Origin of the sequence: Chloroflexus sp., from assembly GCF_034432675.1 — a bacterium.
GTDB lineage: Bacteria > Chloroflexota > Chloroflexia > Chloroflexales > Chloroflexaceae > Chloroflexus.
The window spans coordinates 1-15,918 of the sequence record NZ_DAOUBI010000236.1 but is presented as its reverse complement, the minus strand read 5'-3'; the positions used below and the strand labels follow the sequence as shown (position 1 = coordinate 15,918).

Genomic DNA, 15,918 nt, shown 5'->3' with positions numbered 1-15,918 from the left:
GGGCCGTCCTCCGTGTCATCGCCGGAGCGATTGACGGGTGAAAGTATAGCAAGAGCTGCCGGTTTTGTCAAGCGGACACAGCGCAATAAGATTTATCTCATCAGAATGAGGTAATATCGCGAACTCCCTGGACTATGTGCTGAGAGTGATTTTGAGATTTTTCTCCCTCTTCATCCAGCAAGATCGTTCGCTCCCGGAAAAGATCTTACTGCAGGCAGTACCAGTTACCCTCTTCAGCGAACCGTAAAGCCAACGACATCTGATACAGAAGTATCAAAAAAGCAAACCCTCGTTTCTACCTCAATCCCCCTTTACGGCTCATGCTATAATAGATACCAATGAACTCACTGTGAATAAAATCACCAGCAGACGCGCATATACGCGCCAAGTGAAAGTGCAGGGAACCGTGAAAGAATTCTTCCGCCTAAGTCGAAAAGGGTTTACCGGGCGTGAGGATCAAGACAGCACCCAAATCCCCGATGATCTGTGGGTGAAGTGCAGTTCCTGTCGTGAGCTTATCTACAAAAAACAGCTCAACGATAACCTGAAGGTCTGCCCCAAATGCGGTCATCACATGCGCCTGAGTGCCCACGAGTGGCTCGGTCTCCTTGATGTTGGTTCGTTCCGCGAAATGGATGCCAATTTATTACCGACTGATCCCCTGGGGTTCGTCGCCAGCGAGGAGAGTTACGCAGCCAAGCTGACGAAAACTCAACAACGCACCGGAATGGCTGATGCAGTGATTGCCGGCATTGGAGCTATCAGCAATATCCAAATTTGCATTGCAGTGGCTGATTTCTCCTTTATGGGCGCTTCAATGGGCAGTGTCTATGGCGAAAAGATGGCCCGCTCTGCCGAACGAGCTGCTGAACTGGGCGTCCCATTACTCACCATCAACACCTCTGGCGGTGCTCGTCAGCAAGAGGGGGTGATCGGGCTGATGCAGATGGCTAAGGTTACAATGGCTCTCACCCGATTGGCGGCTGCTGGCCAACCCCATATTGCGCTGCTGGTTGATCCCTGTTACGGCGGTGTGACAGCTTCGTATCCTTCGGTAGCCGATATTATCATCGCCGAACCGGGTTCCAACATTGGTTTTGCCGGCAAGCGTTTAATCGAGCAGATCATGCGCCAGAAACTACCAGCCGGTTTCCAAACCGCCGAGTTTATGCTCGAACATGGCATGATCGATATGGTGGTGCCGCGAAGCGAGATGCGTGACACACTGGCCCGTATTCTGCGTCTCTACCGCCAGCGCTCGACATCACCTGCCAAAGCCGATCTTGCCGGTCGACGAGCAACATTACCACAAGCGATTATGTAATTGCGTGTGAGGCATACAATGGAAGAAACGACTGTCCCGCAATCACTGACACCCTGGGATCGCGTACAGCTGGCTCGCCATCCACAACGGCCACACACGCTGGATTACATTACTACTCTGTGTGAGGATTTTGTCGAATTGCACGGTGATCGCCGCTTTGGCGATGACCCGGCGATGGTCGGTGGAATGGCAACCTTTGCCGGTCAAACGGTGATGGTTATCGGGCATCAGAAGGGCAACGATACCCGCGAAAATATGCGACGCAACTTCGGTATGCCCCATCCCGAAGGCTATCGCAAAGCTCAACGTTTGATGCGCCACGCCGAGAAGTTTGGCCTGCCGGTCATCTGTTTTGTCGATACACCGGCTGCCGACCCCACCAAGAGTTCAGAAGAGCGTGGCCAGGCGAATGCGATTGCTGAAAGCATTATGTTGATGACAACGCTGCGTGTTCCGAGCATCGCTGTTGTGATCGGTGAAGGTGGTAGTGGTGGCGCATTGGCTATCAGTGTCGCCGACCGTATTTTGATGCAAGAGAACGCCATTTATTCAGTGGCCCCGCCAGAAGCAGCTGCCTCGATCCTGTGGCGCGATGCTGCGAAAGCACCCGAAGCAGCGCGGGCATTAAAACTAACTGCCGCCGATCTCTATGATTTACAGATCATCGACGAGGTCATTCCTGAACCGCCAGGTGGCGCCCACGCAGATCGTTTAACCGCCATTACTACCGTCGGCGAACGTCTGCGTGTGCATCTGGCCGATCTGCAACAACGCGATATTGACACGCTGTTGCGCGAACGCTATCGAAAGTATCGCTCGATGGGTCAGTACCAGGAACAACAAATGGATTTCTTTGGTCGAATGTAGTGATGTACAAGTGATGGATGTCTGGCGCGTGGGCTGAACGTTCGACTACCACGCGCCTTTTGTTGCGAGAGGATGCAACAGTGAACAGGTTCAATTTCGATCAGATCATTCCTCGCCGGGGAACCGGGAGTATTAAGTGGGAACAGTATCCGGCTGATGTCTTGCCGATGTGGGTCGCCGACATGGATTTTGCCTCGCCACCGGCCGTGGTCGCTGCACTTCACGAACGGGCTGCGCACGCAGTGTTTGGGTATCCCGCTCATCCTGAACGCCTGGCTGAGGTTATTTGTGAGCGCATGGCTCATCTGTACCGGTGGCATATTCAACCTGAACACATCCTTTTCATGCCCGGATTGGTTTCGGCGATTAATGTCCTCTGCCGGGCTTTCGGGGAACCTGGTGATAGCGTACTGACCCTCACTCCAGCCTATCCACCCTTCCTGAGCGCACCCCGTAATCAACAACGACAGATCGACACCTGTGAATTGTCACTCAGCATTTCTGGTTCTATTCTTTCCTATACTATCGATTTCGATGCCTTGCGAGCGGCAATTCATGAACGAACCCGACTTTTGTTGCTCAGCCATCCACACAATCCGGTCGGTCTCGAATACAATCCGCCAACCTTGCGCCGGTTGGCCGAGATGTGTCTCGACCATAACATTATCATCTGTTCCGATGAGATTCACTGCGATTTGTTGCTCGGTGAAACATGCCACACCCCACTGGCAGCGCTCGATCCAGCCATCGCCGACCGCACTATTACTCTCATAGCACCCAGTAAGACGTTCAATTTACCCGGCCTTGGTTGCAGTATGGCGATCATTCCCAATCATGAATTGCGCCGTCAGGTGAGTCGGGCCGCAGCCGGAATTGTGCCCCACGTAAATGTGTTTGGCTTTGCCGGCGCACTGGCTGCCTACGAGCACGGGGCTGAATGGCTGGCTGCGTTGTTGGAGTATCTGACAGCGAATCGCGATCACTATGTCAGGCGCGTTACCTCCGAACTCGCTCCGCTTCGCTGCACTATCCCCCAGGCCACTTATCTCGGCTGGATTGACTGCCGTGAATTGCCTCTGTCAACTAGCCCATATCGCTTCTTCCTCAACGAAGCGCGGGTAGCTTTCTCTGATGGCGCGGCATTCGGCCCTGGTGGTGAAGGCTTTGTTCGCATCAACTTTGGCTGCCCACGTGCCCAACTCGATGAGGCGTTGGATCGAGTTGCTGCCGTTTTACAGCGACTGACCGACACTCATGCAAACACATGAGCGATGTTTTTAGGACTATATACCTAGTCGCAACATAATGACATTTTATTCATCTAGTGCTAACCTGACTGCGGGCATACAGATGAGTGTGACTCAAGCATCGCAGGAAAGGCTCATATGGCCCGCATACTCCGATTAGCACTTTGCACCTTCTTTATCTTGAGTGTCTTGTCGCATATCCCAACAACTACTGCCACACCAGCTAACTGTCCGTTTGATCGTTCCCACCTGATTCCGCGTTTTGGCGGTCGCTGGTTTTTACTGGGGGCAAATGTCCCATGGCTCAACGGTGGTTTCAGTGCTGATTTCGGCACTGTAGAAGAATGGGGTCAGCACACCTACGACGCCAACGCCACCCGTACCATGTTCCGTGCCCTCCGGCAACAGGGGGCAAACACAGTCCGCTGGTGGCTCTTTGCCGATGGCCGTGGCGCACCTGAGTTTGACTCCACGAGCGGTGGTGCCGTCACCGGTTTTGATGCTACCTTTCTTCCTAGCCTAGCTAGCGCGATACAAATTGCGGCTGAAGAGAATATCTATCTTGTGTTCAATCTCTGGAGCTTTGATATGCTCTTCGCCGACTCAACGGCTACGGCACGCGGCGATCACGCGGGTGGTCATCGCGATCTGATCGTGGACAGCGCCAAACGTGCCTCTTTTATCAACAACGCGCTCTTGCCGATGCTGCGCTACCCGGTTGGCAACAGTGGTTATACGATAGGCACCCATCCGAACGTGCTAGCGTGGGATATTTTCAATGAGCCGGAATTTGGCATTAACGAACCGCCGCATTTCACACCGCCCGGCACGATTGCGCAACCGGTGACGCTGGCCCAAATGCAGCGATTTATCGCCGAGATTTCCGGCGCTATTCACCGCAATTCAAACCAGTTAACAACTGTCGGTAGTGCATCGATGAAATGGAACAGTAGCACAGTCCTCGGCGCCAGCGGTAATTTCTGGCGTGATGCAGAGCTGACCGCATACGACCCGCAAGGGTATCTCGACTTTTACCAGATTCATTACTACGGCTGGATGAACGGCGATGAGCAGTATTGGAGTTACTCGCCTCTCTTCAACGACTGGTACGAGGCGGGCTTCGACAAACCGGTTGTGGTTGGTGAACTACCGGCCAATGCAGTCGGCACGAATCGTACTCCTGCCCAACTCCTGACCGAACTCCATGCGAATTGCTATGCCGGCGCATGGGTATGGCCGTATTTCAACGTGAACGATGGCACCGGACAATGGTCGGATGCACAGGCAGCAGTGCGTAGCCTGAGCAATGCCGTACCACACGAGGTGCAGATTCTACGTTCGATAGTCTACATTCCCTTAACGACACGATGATCAAGGATTGTTCGGATACATTTCGGTTATGGCCGTTACTTATAATCATTAGCCGCGACATAAAGATTGGTAGTGATGCACCAGTATCATCCACCCTCCCCCTCTGATATTGGACATCACTACCGATCACCACCACAATGCAGGTCTTGCCGAAACACCGATAGAGCATTGTTGGTGATGCAGACGGAGATTTTTGATGCAACGAAGATACTGGCTAATTGTTTCAACCATCTGCCTGCTGAGTGGGATACTCTGGTTAACCTGGCAGCCTTCACTAACCGTTGTTGCAAACAGAGGCTATCGTCAATTTATCCCTATTATCGTAAAGCCATCGATATTTACCGAAACATTTACCGGTGAGCCGGTGAAACCACAAAGCTGGGACCCCGATCACTGGGATGTCGCTGTCCACTCACGCGATGTGAATACCTGGTATCAGCTTGAAGAAATGTCCGCTGAACACGGTCCTGATTGTACACCAGCCCCGGCAACCCATACGATCAATCGTTACGAAGATGCTGTTTACCAGTGCCGCAACCACATTATGACGGCGATCAAAGCCAGCGGCTATGGCATGATCTATCTCACCCCTAACCATCTGGTTGATTTCAGTGGTGGCACCGCAACCATCCGTTTCGATGTCTCCACGCTGCGCACCAGTCTGCGCGACTGGATCGATCTCTGGATCAGTCCGTATAGCGATCACCTGCAACTGCCCTTTGATATGGAAGTTGATTTGAGTGGGCCGCCACGTAATGGTGTACAGGTGCGGATGGACCTCAGTGGAAACTTCTTCGATGTAATCGTCTACCGCAATTTCCAGCCCACGGTTATCCAGGGGGTTGCTATTCCGTATGAGCGCTTCCTGGAACCAAGCGCCACCCGCCGCGACACCTTTGAGCTTCAGATTTCGCGTACCAGGATCAGGTTTGGGATGCCGGCCTACAATTTCTACTGGGTGGAAACCAGCATTGCCGATCTGGGATGGGATCAGGGGGTCGTACAGTTTGGTCATCACTCATACAATCCACTCAAAGATTGTAAATCTCCCTGTCGACCGGGCACCTGGCACTGGGACAATGTCACCATCAGCCCGAGTCGTCCATTTACGATGATCGCTGCCAATCGTCGCTACGCTGATCGCGCCAATCCATCAGTCACGCTAGCGGCACCGGCCCCTGCCAATGCCTACCTGCGCTTCAGTGGCATTGGTCCTAATCTTCAGATTCGATTTAATGGCGGTGCCTGGCAACCGGCGCACTTACAGGCTCAAGACAGCCGTTATTTCAAAGACGAACACTTCCGCAACTTCTGGATGCCCATTCCAGCCGGGGTTACACAGATCGAATTTCGTGGTGATCGCTGGTGGGGTGCAGACTGGCACGTGCGCGGGATCAGTGTATGGGCATTGCCGTAGTGCTGAGTTTTGGCACGCGGATGGACGCGGATATGGCGGAGGCACGCGGATTCTGTCGGAAGTACCGGTGATCGGCTGCTGCGATACAGTGCCTTATGAAAAGGCAGTAGCGATGGTGCAATCCGCGAATATCCGCTCCATCCGCGAGTATCTGTGGTGAACACCTGCGGCACACGGATGGACGCGGATATGGCGGATACTCGCGGATGATGTTGTAAGCGCTGGTGATCTGCTACTAACGGTACACGTTGTGCGAGACACGGTTAGACAAGTACGCAGTGGAAGCATAGGGTAACGATCCTGGCTCAATACCGACTTCATCTACCAGGATGGGTGGCCCAAACTCTCCTGGCCTGCGCTACTGCCTGCACCATCAATTCGGCAATTTGGGCTGCATTCTTGATCGCATCGAAATAGATTTCGGCGTGACGCCGTGCTGCTGCTGCCATCTGCAAGCGTAGTTCTGTCTGATCGATCAGCAACTGCAAACGTGCTGACAGCATTTCTGGTTCGTCAGGTGGTACCAGAAAACCATTGACCCCATCCCGCACAATATCGGGCAGGCCACCAACCGGCGTTGTGATCACCGGTACCCCAGACGCTATTGCCTCCACTGCCGCAATCCCGAACGCTTCAGCCCGTGTCGGAAAAACAAACAAGGCAGCCTGTTGGTATAACTCTATCAAACGTGGTGAATTTGGCGTTACATCGTGATACACAAAGACACCCTCTGCTGGTTCGAGCAGGCTGCGCGTCACGATGTGCAGCTCCACCGGAGTCGTTAACCGCCTGACCGCATCCAGCAATGTCGGCCCACCCTTACGCACGAAGTCACCACCTACGAAAAGGATTCGCAGAGGTCCAGCCGCTCGCTCGCGGCGAGGCTGCCAGCGCGTCAGATCAATACCAGGTGGAATCACTCGAATACGTTCTGGAGCTACGTGATAATCGCGAATAAGTGAATCGCGTACCCATTGCGACCAGGGCAGAACCCACGCTGCTCGTTGAAATACCTGGACATTCAGATGATGTTTCATGGCAGCAATGAGACCTGGGTGATCAGCACGATGGTGATAGAACGATGCCATCGCATCATATTGCCGTGGCGTAATATCGGTTGCGATCACATAGGGTCGTTGCGTTATCATCTTCCCGGCCAGAACTGCCGGTACCTGGGTATTGAACAGGGCGACGTCATAGCGGGTGGAGCGGAGCATATGCCGAACCTGTTGTCGCCCACGTAGTGTCCCTCGTAAATGTTGTGGCAGCGGCAGACGCTCAAGCCAGCCATCCCCTACATACGTTATTGTCGCCCAGCAGGGATCAATTTCCTCCTGATAAGCTAGACCAAAACGTAGGTTCTCGGCATATGTTTGATGACCAAGATGCTGTTCCAGAACAAAGAGGCCACGTATCATCAAACCAATCCTACGGCGTTGACTGTGACTGAAGAGGCATCTGATCAGACACCGTACCATTCGCCAATTCAGCCCCACTCTTCACCACTCGTGCCGGAATTCCAACGACGGTTACGCCGGCCGGCACATCACGAATCACGACGGCATTTGCCCCAATTTGCGCCCTATCGCCGACTGTTATTCCACCCAGCACCCGGGCACCGGCACCGATAAAGACCTCATCGCCAATAACAGGAAACTTCCATTCATTACGCATCCCAATTGTTACAGCAGCGATGACCGAACAATTACGCCCTATCCGCTGCGGTGCAATAACGGTGCCTACCGGGTGAGCAATGTATAAACCACCCCCAATGTCGGCCCCAACCACAATCTCCAATCCGTATCGTCGATAGATGCGACGCTGAACGTAACCGGGAATGAACGGAATTCCACGCTGCTTACACCAGGAACCGAAGCGAAACCAGAGCATCGCCCGTAGAGGAAGATGACAAAGCAACAGACGCAAAATCTGGTGTAGGCGCAGCGGCTCCGTGCTGATCTGTCCAGGGATCACCCAACGTCGTGCATCTTGCAAAAAGAGATCGATCATCGGTCGCTCCTTCAGGTTCGAGCCGTTTTCAGCACCTGTTGCACTGTCAACAAATGATCACGTCCACCTAATTCATCGGCTACGCCCTGGTAGTAACGAAGGTTGAATATGGCACTGTAGATTGGACGACTACCTCGTTCCCCTAGCAGACGGTGTGCCAAGAGTGCCACCTGCGGCATCACAGCTAATGCCACGGCACTGGCCTGTGGACGATCAAGCAGTGCCTGCACCAGCCAGCGGGTAAGCCGATTACGCTGCGCAAATTCACGGCGCACGAAATCAATCAGATCAACCTGCTGCTCGCGACCAAAAATAATGTCGTTACGTCCATAGGTGTACGGTGTGGTCAGCCACGAAGCAAAACTACGCTCGGCGTAGTGATAGCCGGTTGCCTGCGGCGCAAAGACAAACTCAATCCCTAACTTCGCTAGACGGTATGCCAGCTCGATATCTTCAGCACGCCGAAAGCGCTCATCAAACCCGCCCGCATCCAGAATCAATTGACGGGCCAATGATGTATTGCCCGTGTAAAATTGTCGTGCCGTTGCCGGCCAGATACCACTGGTCATCGCCCGATACTGTTTCTCTAGCATTGCCTGCTCCCATGCCACCCAGGGCAATAGTTTAGCGTCAGGAGGAGTGAGCATCGTGCCAATGACAACGCGATTGGGATGTCCGGCATGCCAACGAAGGTGTTCGTTGATTAAATCCGGTACCGGCACGACATCATCATCCAGAAACAGCACCAGAGGGCTGCTGGCCGCTGCGACACCGCGATTCCGTGCCGCTGCCGGACCTGCATTGTCTTGTTGAATGAAGGTGAACTTGAACGGAAAGTGCGATCGCTGCGCATACTCAGCCGTCCCATCAGTGGATCCATCCGAGACAACAATCACTTCAAACTGATCGTGCGGATAACGCTGACTGCCAACAGCCGCCAGCACCCGTTGCAAGTGAGCTAACCGATTGTAGGTCGGAATAACAATGCTGACACTGAGTGAAGGCTTCAGATTCATACGCTTATAACTGTCTAATCACACGTGCCGGGACTCCTGCTGCCAATGAACGCGGCGGAATGCTTTTGGTCACCACACTACCGGCACCGACTACACTACCGGCACCAATTGTCACACCGCTCAATACCGTTACCCGCCCACCGAGCCAAACGTTCTCTTCCAGAATAATTGGAGCTGATGGCGGACGTTCCTGGCGTCGCTCTGGCTCCAGGCGGTGGAAGTCGTTGTCCATAATCATAGCGTAGGTACCGATATTACAACACGGCCCGATACGTACTAGTTCAGTTGCTGCAATTGAACAACCGTAGTTGATAAACGTCCCCTGACCAATCTCCAATCGCGCTCCATAAGCCACAGCCAGTTCAAGTGGTACAATCGTTGAAACCAATCGCGCTCGCTCACCGATAATAAGCTGGCCATAATTACTGATTGCCGGCCGCCCCCATAACCGTACTCGTGGCCCTAGTGTCGCGTTGCGGAGATACCAGCGTGCCCGCAACACCGCCAGAATATCGCTTGCAATGTCGGTTGGCCGACGTGATGGCATATCTGTTCCTCCCTATTCTGCCATACGTACATTACCTGACTGAGATGAATGGATTCTAAACAAACTGTTCTTGCAAGCTGACAGTTTCGTTGCTGATTTCTTATCCAAATCTCAGCTTTCAATGATATGGTGAAATTGAACATCTATGCAGTTACGGAGTACGTATGCCGCTATTTCGCTTTCCTGCTCTCCTTTGGCTCATCATCATAACCAGCGGGTATGGCTGGTCTCGCCGACCCAATCAGAGTGATTTTGGGCAACCAATTCCTACACCAACCTTATCCGATACCATTTTGGTGTCTATTAATACTACCGATTTCGACCAACCGATCACCGGCATTGGTGTCGATAGCATGGCGCATACTAGCACGATGGAGGTAACACTGACCCAGACTACCAGCTCTCTCATTCCCTCCAGCACAGCGACAACCACGAGCAAGATACCTATGGCTGCTGATGCAGTCTTTGTAGTGACATTCATTGCGTCTGATGAATGAGATAACGCTCTGATTACACAGACTAATCGACCAGATAATCGACAGTCTCAATTATTTCAGTTTTAGCTATAGATAAACCAATCTTTTTCGATCTATATGATGAAGCAATCCACGCAGACACCCTCTCATAAAGGCGACAAAGCGCCCTAAACCGTGAGGCCACTGCAAATGCGAGAGAGATAACAGCGGCTCAAACAATACCGGCTGCAACTCATACCAGAGCAATATACCGGCCTCGAAGTAACCGGCCTTTACAGGCTTGATAAATGCCGCACCTAAACCTTCCCAATTGCGCACTGTCAGACGGCGGCCCTCTTGCCAGGTACGAAACCCGTAGTGAATGACCGATGTCGCCGGTGTTCCCACCACCGACCAGCCGGCCAGGATGGCGCGAATGGCAATATCGACATCCGCTGCCGACTTAAACGTGCCACCTGGCCCCAGACTCTCGTCGAAACCGCCTATCGCCAGAATTCGTTCTCGATGAATGGCCATCCCGGCACCAATGCCCCGTACATACCATTTCTCGCGCAGGGTATTGACGACGACACGTCTGGTGCATTGAAAGCCAGGGACAAACCCGGCGCTGGGGTCGTGGGGACCTGGCAAAACGTTACAGTAGAGCACGGCTGTGCGCGGCTCAGCTCCCATCTCGGTTTCCAGTATTCGCAACCAATCTGGTGGTACCACACAATCATCATCGGTAATTGCGAGCAGGGGTGAACGTGCGATACGCAGACCGAGATTGTGACCTTTCGCCCAACCCTTGAAGCGTACAGGCAGGTAGTGAAAGCGTCGATCATGATGAAACTGTTGTAATGTTTGAGCGGTCCCTGCATCACTGCTCTGATCGATCACGAACACCTCAAAGGCCGGATGATCATTTGCGAGAATACTTGCGACGGTGTCCGCAACAGTCCCACCACGATCACTCGTACAGATGACCACGCTTATAGTAGGGAGCGACATAGTTGAGTCTTCTGCACTGAATCTGAGAGCATTGACTAGCACAAAGATCGGATAGTAACTGCTCTATTTCCATCATGAGCGTATTATACAGAGGCAGTATCAAAGAAGGGTACTATCATTTGACACAATTTTTCAGTATGCGGACAAATCTTGTAGCGAGCGCCACTCCGCACAATCCACCAACACAAATCGGTATCATCTGATGCCTGCAGACGGCTCCCAGGGCCACAAAACTCATCGTAGCCACCAACTCGATCAAACAGGCGTCGTCGCATGCTAAAGTTAGCACCTGAAACGTGCAGCGGAAAGTGCCAGCGTGACAGGTACGGCCATGCCTCAAATTCCGGCGTATAACCAGCCGTCTGGTCATATGGCGGTGCACTGAGCCGCCGGCAATAAAATCAAATTCTGGATCCGCGCTGAATTCGGCAACAATCTAGGCCAGCCAATTGGGTTTCACAACCGCATCATCATCAATCAGCGCGACAATCCCGCCATGACTCGCCGCAATCCCCAGATTCCGTGAACTTGCAGCCCCGAAGCCGGGACGCCGATTGAGCAGATAATGGAAGCGCGGATCACTGTGGAATGGCAAGAGAATCACCTCACTGGCATTATCAGGACTTTGATCAATCACGAACAACTCAAACTCCTGATACGTGCTCTGAAAAACACTCTGCACCGCATCGTATAACGGCTGTGGGCGCTGCTTCGTTGCGATAATGACTGAAACCAGCATATGTTTCTCTCCACACTACAACGAACAGTCAATAATTACCGGTACTAAGGAGGACAGGGTGACGGTGGTTGAGACAATGATCACTCCACACTACAGCGATCGATCAACAATTGCCGGCACCCCTGTTATCCCTTGATAGACAAGGAGCTCGCGGTTCATTGGATAGGCCAGGCCCCGCAGACAACCACGAACTAGAGCCACGAATCGCCCTAATCCACGCGGTCGTTGCAAGCGGAGAACCGGCAATAGCGGCTCGATCAGCGCGGGTCTCAATGCGTACAGAAGCATGATGCCGGCCTGCCACCGACCAGCTTTCAACAGCTTAATATGCGAAGCACCCCAGCCCTCCCAATCGCGCGCAGCGAGTTCCCTGCCTTCCCGCCAGGTACGAAAGCCATCGTGAATAACAAAAGTCGCAGGGGTTTCAAGGACATACCAGCCGTGATCAACGGCCCGTACCGCAATATCGTCATCTTCTGCAGATGGAAACCGTCCACCGGCACCCAACGCCTCATCAAAACCACCCATGGCCAACACCGGCTCACGACGCACCGCCATCCCGGCACCCAGCCCATGGGCACGGCATTTTTGCCAGAGCGTCTTCACTACAACACGTTGACGAAGCTTATAGCAGGGGATAAAACCGGCACTGGTATCGTGTGGCCCCTCAAATACATTACAGAACAGTACTGCCGCCTGCGGTTCACGCCGAAATTCGTCTTCAATGATACGTAGCCAGTCTGATGGCACCCGGCAATCATCATCGGTAAACGCCACCAGCGGTGCACGAGCCAGTTGTAAACCAATATTGCGGGCCAGCCCCAATCCCTTGGTCGGCGTGGTAATGTAACGTAAACGCCGGTCATGGTAGAAGCGCCGTAACGAATTCCCCGTCACCTCATCGGTGCTTTGATCAACAACAATCAGTTCAAAAGCGGGATGATCGTTAGCCAGAATACTTTCGACTGCGGCCAGAATACGCTCACCCCGGTTGCGGGTACAGATAACAGCACTCATCGTCGGCAAACTCATCCCCTCCTCCTTGCTAGATACCTTCTCATCTTCTGGTATCAGGCTTACCTTCATACCAGAACACGACACGTTACCAGCCGCTGTTCTGATATAGAAGCTAACTACTATATCATGTGGCTTGGCATACGCCGGTAGACCCAGCAAATCTGGATCTCTACAATCTCATGTCCCCTCATCACAGAGCCATGAGGTCGATACATGCACGGCCCGTGCTGCCTCTGTCTGCTCCCAACGAACTCTGATGCGAGACCACGTCGTGCATCAAGATAATCGAGCCGGGTCTGATCAATGGCTTGATCTGCGCAACCAAACGTTCTGCCGGCACTTCCGGCACCTTCCAATCTCCAGGATAAATATCCCAACCGATCACCGCATAGCCACACTGACGCAAACGCTGCCCTTTCCAGGATGTCAGCTATCCCCAGGCGGACGGTGGAGGCAAGGTGTGATCAACCATCAGTATCAATCCACGGCGCTTAGCCTCCTCAACCAATCGCTCGGCTTGAACGATAGTAGCGGTAAATGGTTTCTCAACCAACACGTGCTTACCGGCCTGTAAAGCCATCAGGGCTAATTCAAAATGTGAGGAGACCGGCGTGGCGATAACCACCGCATCGACCGCCGGATTACGCAATAGATCAGCGATCAGCATAGGTTTGGATCGACGGGTATATCTGTTCGATCAGCGCCCGTCGTTCGGCACGCTGATCACACACCGCGGTAACCCGTGCGCCGGCGACCTGAGCAAAATTGCGGACGAGATTGGGGCCCCAGGAGCCATACCCAATGACGCCAATGCCAACCATGATGACACCTGCCTGTGTAAGATTCATGCTGGATATGAACAGCAGCGAACTGCTAACACCTGCAATAATACGTTCACAAGATTATGAACTGGTAAAAGAAGCAACCGGAGGTATGAGAGATCCGTTATAATTGCTGAGAAATCGATCAATGTCCGATCATATGTTCAGTATTCGTAGATCATGCTGAAATGATAACTACACGAAACAGACATCAATGATCTGACCAATCCATGCCGCATGATGCCTACGTCACATCCTACTCAACGCCATCCATCAGCTCTTGAGCAGCAGCTAACAATTGAGTAATCCGCTGCGGTGGCACCTGTTTACTTTTGAGGTAGAGGTCTAACGCTTTGAGTGGTGTCAGTCCTTCACCCAGAGCTTCGGCAACGCCGGCGAAACGTTGCCGGGCCGGTCGCTCAACATTGAACACAATTGCTGCAATGACCGCAGCATCTGCTGCCCGTAGCCACTCGCGTACCTGTTCTTCGCGCAACAGGGCCGCCTGCTCGCGCGTCAATTCGACCTCTACCCGCACCACGGCATCGCGCAGGTTATGGCGCTCAATGGCGGTTTGCAGTGCCTGCACTGGATCACTACTCCGTCGCAGATCACGTTCGATGCTGACAAAGGGGCGCGCCGCTAACGGTACAAATCGCCAGTCCGCCTGGCCGGGTGCTAGTTCGACCAGCACACACCCCTTTGGTTCGTCACGTTCACCAAAATCAACTCGCTCGATACTACCAGGGTAAACCATTGGTGGCTGTCGGGTTAGCACCTGATGGCGATGGATATGCCCCAGTGCAACGTAATCAATCCCCGGTTGCGCCAGGACTGAACTAGGAAGACTCAGATCATGGCCGAGAATCATCGTGCGCTCGGCACCCAGTTGTGCGCCTTCAACAGTGCCATGAAACGCCAGCACCGTGGGAAGGGAGAGATCACGTTGTTCAACCGAGTGTTCGATGAATTGTTCAAGTCGGCGCCGTATCTCATATTCGATAGTCGCAAACGATGCCCCAACCATCTCTTCGCGTGTTAACAGCATCTGGCGCGTAACCCAGGGTACTGCAATCAGTTGGAGCGGACCGCTGCGCGTCTCGATGCGATGCATCCGTGGCCGATCGGCCACCGTTACCCCTTCTAACGCTAGGGTGGCAAAGATCTCGACCGAATGCGCACGACCCTGCGCCGGTGAAGTATCGTGGTTACCGGTTAGAATCACGACAGCTACCCCTGCTTCGCGCAAACGACGAATCCGGGTGGCAAATTCACGCTGCACGGTTGGATTCGGTGAGCGGTTTTTGTACACATCGCCGGCGATCAGACAAAGATCTATGTGATGATCGAGACCGATAGTAATCGCCTCATCGAGCCGGTCGAGATAATCAATCAATCGTGAATGCAATCCACGTCGTGGATCAAGAGCACCGTAATTTTCAACCCCAAGATGAAGATCGGCCAGGTGCAACATGCGGATCATAGCAACCTCGTGTATCAGTCATGACAAAGCAACAGCGCAGATGACAAACGAAGCGTATCTGCTCATGCGGAGAGTATTGTATCTGAAAAGTGCTCTGTTGCAACGATCGGATACATCGAGACGCAGGTACCGATAGATGGTGGAGACCAATCCGTTGCTCATCGGCTCACGCCGCGGCAGACTGCGCTTGCGCGAACGGAGCCTGTCGCCAACCGTGCGCTTCATCACCGCGTGCACCGTTGCGCTCTGCCAACGTTACCCGAACAAGCCATCCAGGCGAGCGTGAGCGACGCGATCAGCGCACGCTCGGCGGTCAGGATGCACCAGCGTCCCGCCACGTCGCACGGGTGGAACAAGAGCATCCGCACGAACGGTGTGACCATCACCGCCCGCAGCGGCGCTCATCACCCACGCCGTCTGTCTGCCCCGGTCCCGGCCAGCGCGGCGGACAGCTCGCCGCAGGCCGGGCACATACGTCCCATTGCTGCCAGGACCCCACCCCGAACGCCAGGCCAGGATGACCTGCGACCGCGTACCGACCGCGTATACCCCCTGAAAACCTATCCGAAACATCGCTGCTGCGGCACGTTTCG

General features: G+C 53.5%; 14 protein-coding genes and 2 pseudogenes. 6 read left to right on the top strand and 10 right to left on the bottom strand.

Going from position 1 to position 15,918, the window contains the following annotated elements; genetic code table 11:
* Positions 1 to 406: 406 nt before the first annotated feature.
* From accD to VAE55_RS17850, 5 genes are all read left to right on the top strand, one after another.
* Positions 407 to 1,324, top strand: coding sequence for an acetyl-CoA carboxylase, carboxyltransferase subunit beta (gene accD, locus VAE55_RS17870; protein WP_322817076.1), 918 nt, complete (start codon positions 407 to 409; stop codon positions 1,322 to 1,324).
* A gap of 18 nt (positions 1,325 to 1,342) precedes the next feature.
* Positions 1,343 to 2,191 carry an acetyl-CoA carboxylase carboxyltransferase subunit alpha gene (locus tag VAE55_RS17865; protein WP_322817075.1) on the top strand — a complete coding sequence of 283 codons (849 nt, stop codon included), beginning with the start codon at positions 1,343 to 1,345 and terminating at the stop codon, positions 2,189 to 2,191.
* A gap of 80 nt (positions 2,192 to 2,271) precedes the next feature.
* Positions 2,272 to 3,459 (top strand): PatB family C-S lyase, encoded by a 1,188-nt coding sequence (locus tag VAE55_RS17860; RefSeq protein ID WP_322817074.1) that lies wholly within the window; start codon positions 2,272 to 2,274, stop codon positions 3,457 to 3,459.
* A 117-nt stretch (positions 3,460 to 3,576) separates the two neighbouring features.
* Positions 3,577 to 4,809, top strand: a complete 1,233-nt coding sequence (locus tag VAE55_RS17855; protein ID WP_322817073.1) for a hypothetical protein — start codon at positions 3,577 to 3,579, stop codon at positions 4,807 to 4,809.
* Positions 4,810 to 5,005: 196 nt separating this feature from the next.
* Positions 5,006 to 6,226, top strand: coding sequence for a hypothetical protein (locus tag VAE55_RS17850; protein ID WP_322817072.1), 1,221 nt, complete (start codon positions 5,006 to 5,008; stop codon positions 6,224 to 6,226).
* A 317-nt stretch (positions 6,227 to 6,543) separates the two neighbouring features.
* Here the strand turns inward: VAE55_RS17850 and VAE55_RS17845 are convergent, their stop codons facing one another.
* From VAE55_RS17845 to VAE55_RS17830, 4 genes are read right to left on the bottom strand one after another with little or no spacing between them, the layout of a single operon-like run.
* A complete protein-coding gene (locus VAE55_RS17845) occupies positions 6,544 to 7,644 on the bottom strand; it encodes a glycosyltransferase family 4 protein (protein WP_322817071.1) in 1,101 nt (366 codons plus the stop codon).
* Positions 7,645 to 7,654: 10 nt separating this feature from the next.
* A complete protein-coding gene (locus tag VAE55_RS17840; protein WP_322817070.1) occupies positions 7,655 to 8,236 on the bottom strand; it encodes a serine O-acetyltransferase in 582 nt (193 codons plus the stop codon).
* Positions 8,237 to 8,247: 11 nt separating this feature from the next.
* A complete protein-coding gene (gene epsD / locus VAE55_RS17835; protein ID WP_322817069.1) occupies positions 8,248 to 9,252 on the bottom strand; it encodes an exopolysaccharide biosynthesis glycosyltransferase EpsD in 1,005 nt (334 codons plus the stop codon).
* A gap of 4 nt (positions 9,253 to 9,256) precedes the next feature.
* The gene (locus VAE55_RS17830; RefSeq protein WP_322817068.1) at positions 9,257 to 9,799 is read right to left on the bottom strand and encodes an acyltransferase; all 543 of its coding nucleotides are present in this window, start codon (positions 9,797 to 9,799) and stop codon (positions 9,257 to 9,259) included.
* Between the two features lie 164 nt (positions 9,800 to 9,963).
* Here VAE55_RS17830 and VAE55_RS17825 point away from each other — a divergent pair, with 164 nt between their 5' ends.
* Positions 9,964 to 10,296, top strand: coding sequence for a hypothetical protein (locus VAE55_RS17825; protein ID WP_322817067.1), 333 nt, complete (start codon positions 9,964 to 9,966; stop codon positions 10,294 to 10,296).
* A 66-nt stretch (positions 10,297 to 10,362) separates the two neighbouring features.
* Here the strand turns inward: VAE55_RS17825 and VAE55_RS17820 are convergent, their stop codons facing one another.
* The 6 genes and pseudogenes from VAE55_RS17820 to VAE55_RS17790 form a co-directional block, all read right to left on the bottom strand.
* Complete coding sequence (locus tag VAE55_RS17820) at positions 10,363 to 11,265, bottom strand: glycosyltransferase family 2 protein (RefSeq protein ID WP_322817066.1); 903 nt, start codon at positions 11,263 to 11,265, stop codon at positions 10,363 to 10,365.
* Between the two features lie 436 nt (positions 11,266 to 11,701).
* The gene (locus tag VAE55_RS17815) at positions 11,702 to 12,004 is read right to left on the bottom strand and encodes a glycosyltransferase family 2 protein (protein WP_322817065.1); all 303 of its coding nucleotides are present in this window, start codon (positions 12,002 to 12,004) and stop codon (positions 11,702 to 11,704) included.
* A 90-nt stretch (positions 12,005 to 12,094) separates the two neighbouring features.
* Positions 12,095 to 13,036 carry a glycosyltransferase family A protein gene (locus tag VAE55_RS17810; RefSeq protein WP_322817064.1) on the bottom strand — a complete coding sequence of 314 codons (942 nt, stop codon included), beginning with the start codon at positions 13,034 to 13,036 and terminating at the stop codon, positions 12,095 to 12,097.
* A gap of 442 nt (positions 13,037 to 13,478) precedes the next feature.
* Positions 13,479 to 13,842, bottom strand: a pseudogene (locus VAE55_RS19210) (Gfo/Idh/MocA family protein); the annotation flags it as partial.
* A gap of 256 nt (positions 13,843 to 14,098) precedes the next feature.
* The gene (locus tag VAE55_RS17795; protein WP_322817061.1) at positions 14,099 to 15,325 is read right to left on the bottom strand and encodes an exonuclease SbcCD subunit D; all 1,227 of its coding nucleotides are present in this window, start codon (positions 15,323 to 15,325) and stop codon (positions 14,099 to 14,101) included.
* Positions 15,326 to 15,580: 255 nt separating this feature from the next.
* Positions 15,581 to 15,918 (bottom strand): annotated as a pseudogene (locus VAE55_RS17790) (transposase); the annotation flags it as partial.

What these genes read in the sequence shown, in the direction of transcription:
- VAE55_RS17865 (WP_322817075.1), top strand. Translation starts at nt 1,343, where the DNA reads ATGGAAGAAACGACTGTCCCGCAATCACTGACACCCTGGGATCGCGTA.
- VAE55_RS17855 (WP_322817073.1), top strand. Translation starts at nt 3,577, where the DNA reads ATGGCCCGCATACTCCGATTAGCACTTTGCACCTTCTTTATCTTGAGT.
- VAE55_RS17850 (WP_322817072.1), top strand. Translation starts at nt 5,006, where the DNA reads ATGCAACGAAGATACTGGCTAATTGTTTCAACCATCTGCCTGCTGAGT.
- VAE55_RS17845 (WP_322817071.1), bottom strand. Translation starts at nt 7,644, where the DNA reads ATGATACGTGGCCTCTTTGTTCTGGAACAGCATCTTGGTCATCAAACA.
- VAE55_RS17840 (WP_322817070.1), bottom strand. Translation starts at nt 8,236, where the DNA reads ATGATCGATCTCTTTTTGCAAGATGCACGACGTTGGGTGATCCCTGGA.
- epsD (WP_322817069.1), bottom strand. Translation starts at nt 9,252, where the DNA reads ATGAATCTGAAGCCTTCACTCAGTGTCAGCATTGTTATTCCGACCTAC.
- VAE55_RS17830 (WP_322817068.1), bottom strand. Translation starts at nt 9,799, where the DNA reads ATGCCATCACGTCGGCCAACCGACATTGCAAGCGATATTCTGGCGGTG.
- VAE55_RS17825 (WP_322817067.1), top strand. Translation starts at nt 9,964, where the DNA reads ATGCCGCTATTTCGCTTTCCTGCTCTCCTTTGGCTCATCATCATAACC.
- VAE55_RS17820 (WP_322817066.1), bottom strand. Translation starts at nt 11,265, where the DNA reads ATGTCGCTCCCTACTATAAGCGTGGTCATCTGTACGAGTGATCGTGGT.
- VAE55_RS17815 (WP_322817065.1), bottom strand. Translation starts at nt 12,004, where the DNA reads ATGCTGGTTTCAGTCATTATCGCAACGAAGCAGCGCCCACAGCCGTTA.
- VAE55_RS17810 (WP_322817064.1), bottom strand. Translation starts at nt 13,036, where the DNA reads ATGAGTTTGCCGACGATGAGTGCTGTTATCTGTACCCGCAACCGGGGT.
- VAE55_RS17795 (WP_322817061.1), bottom strand. Translation starts at nt 15,325, where the DNA reads ATGATCCGCATGTTGCACCTGGCCGATCTTCATCTTGGGGTTGAAAAT.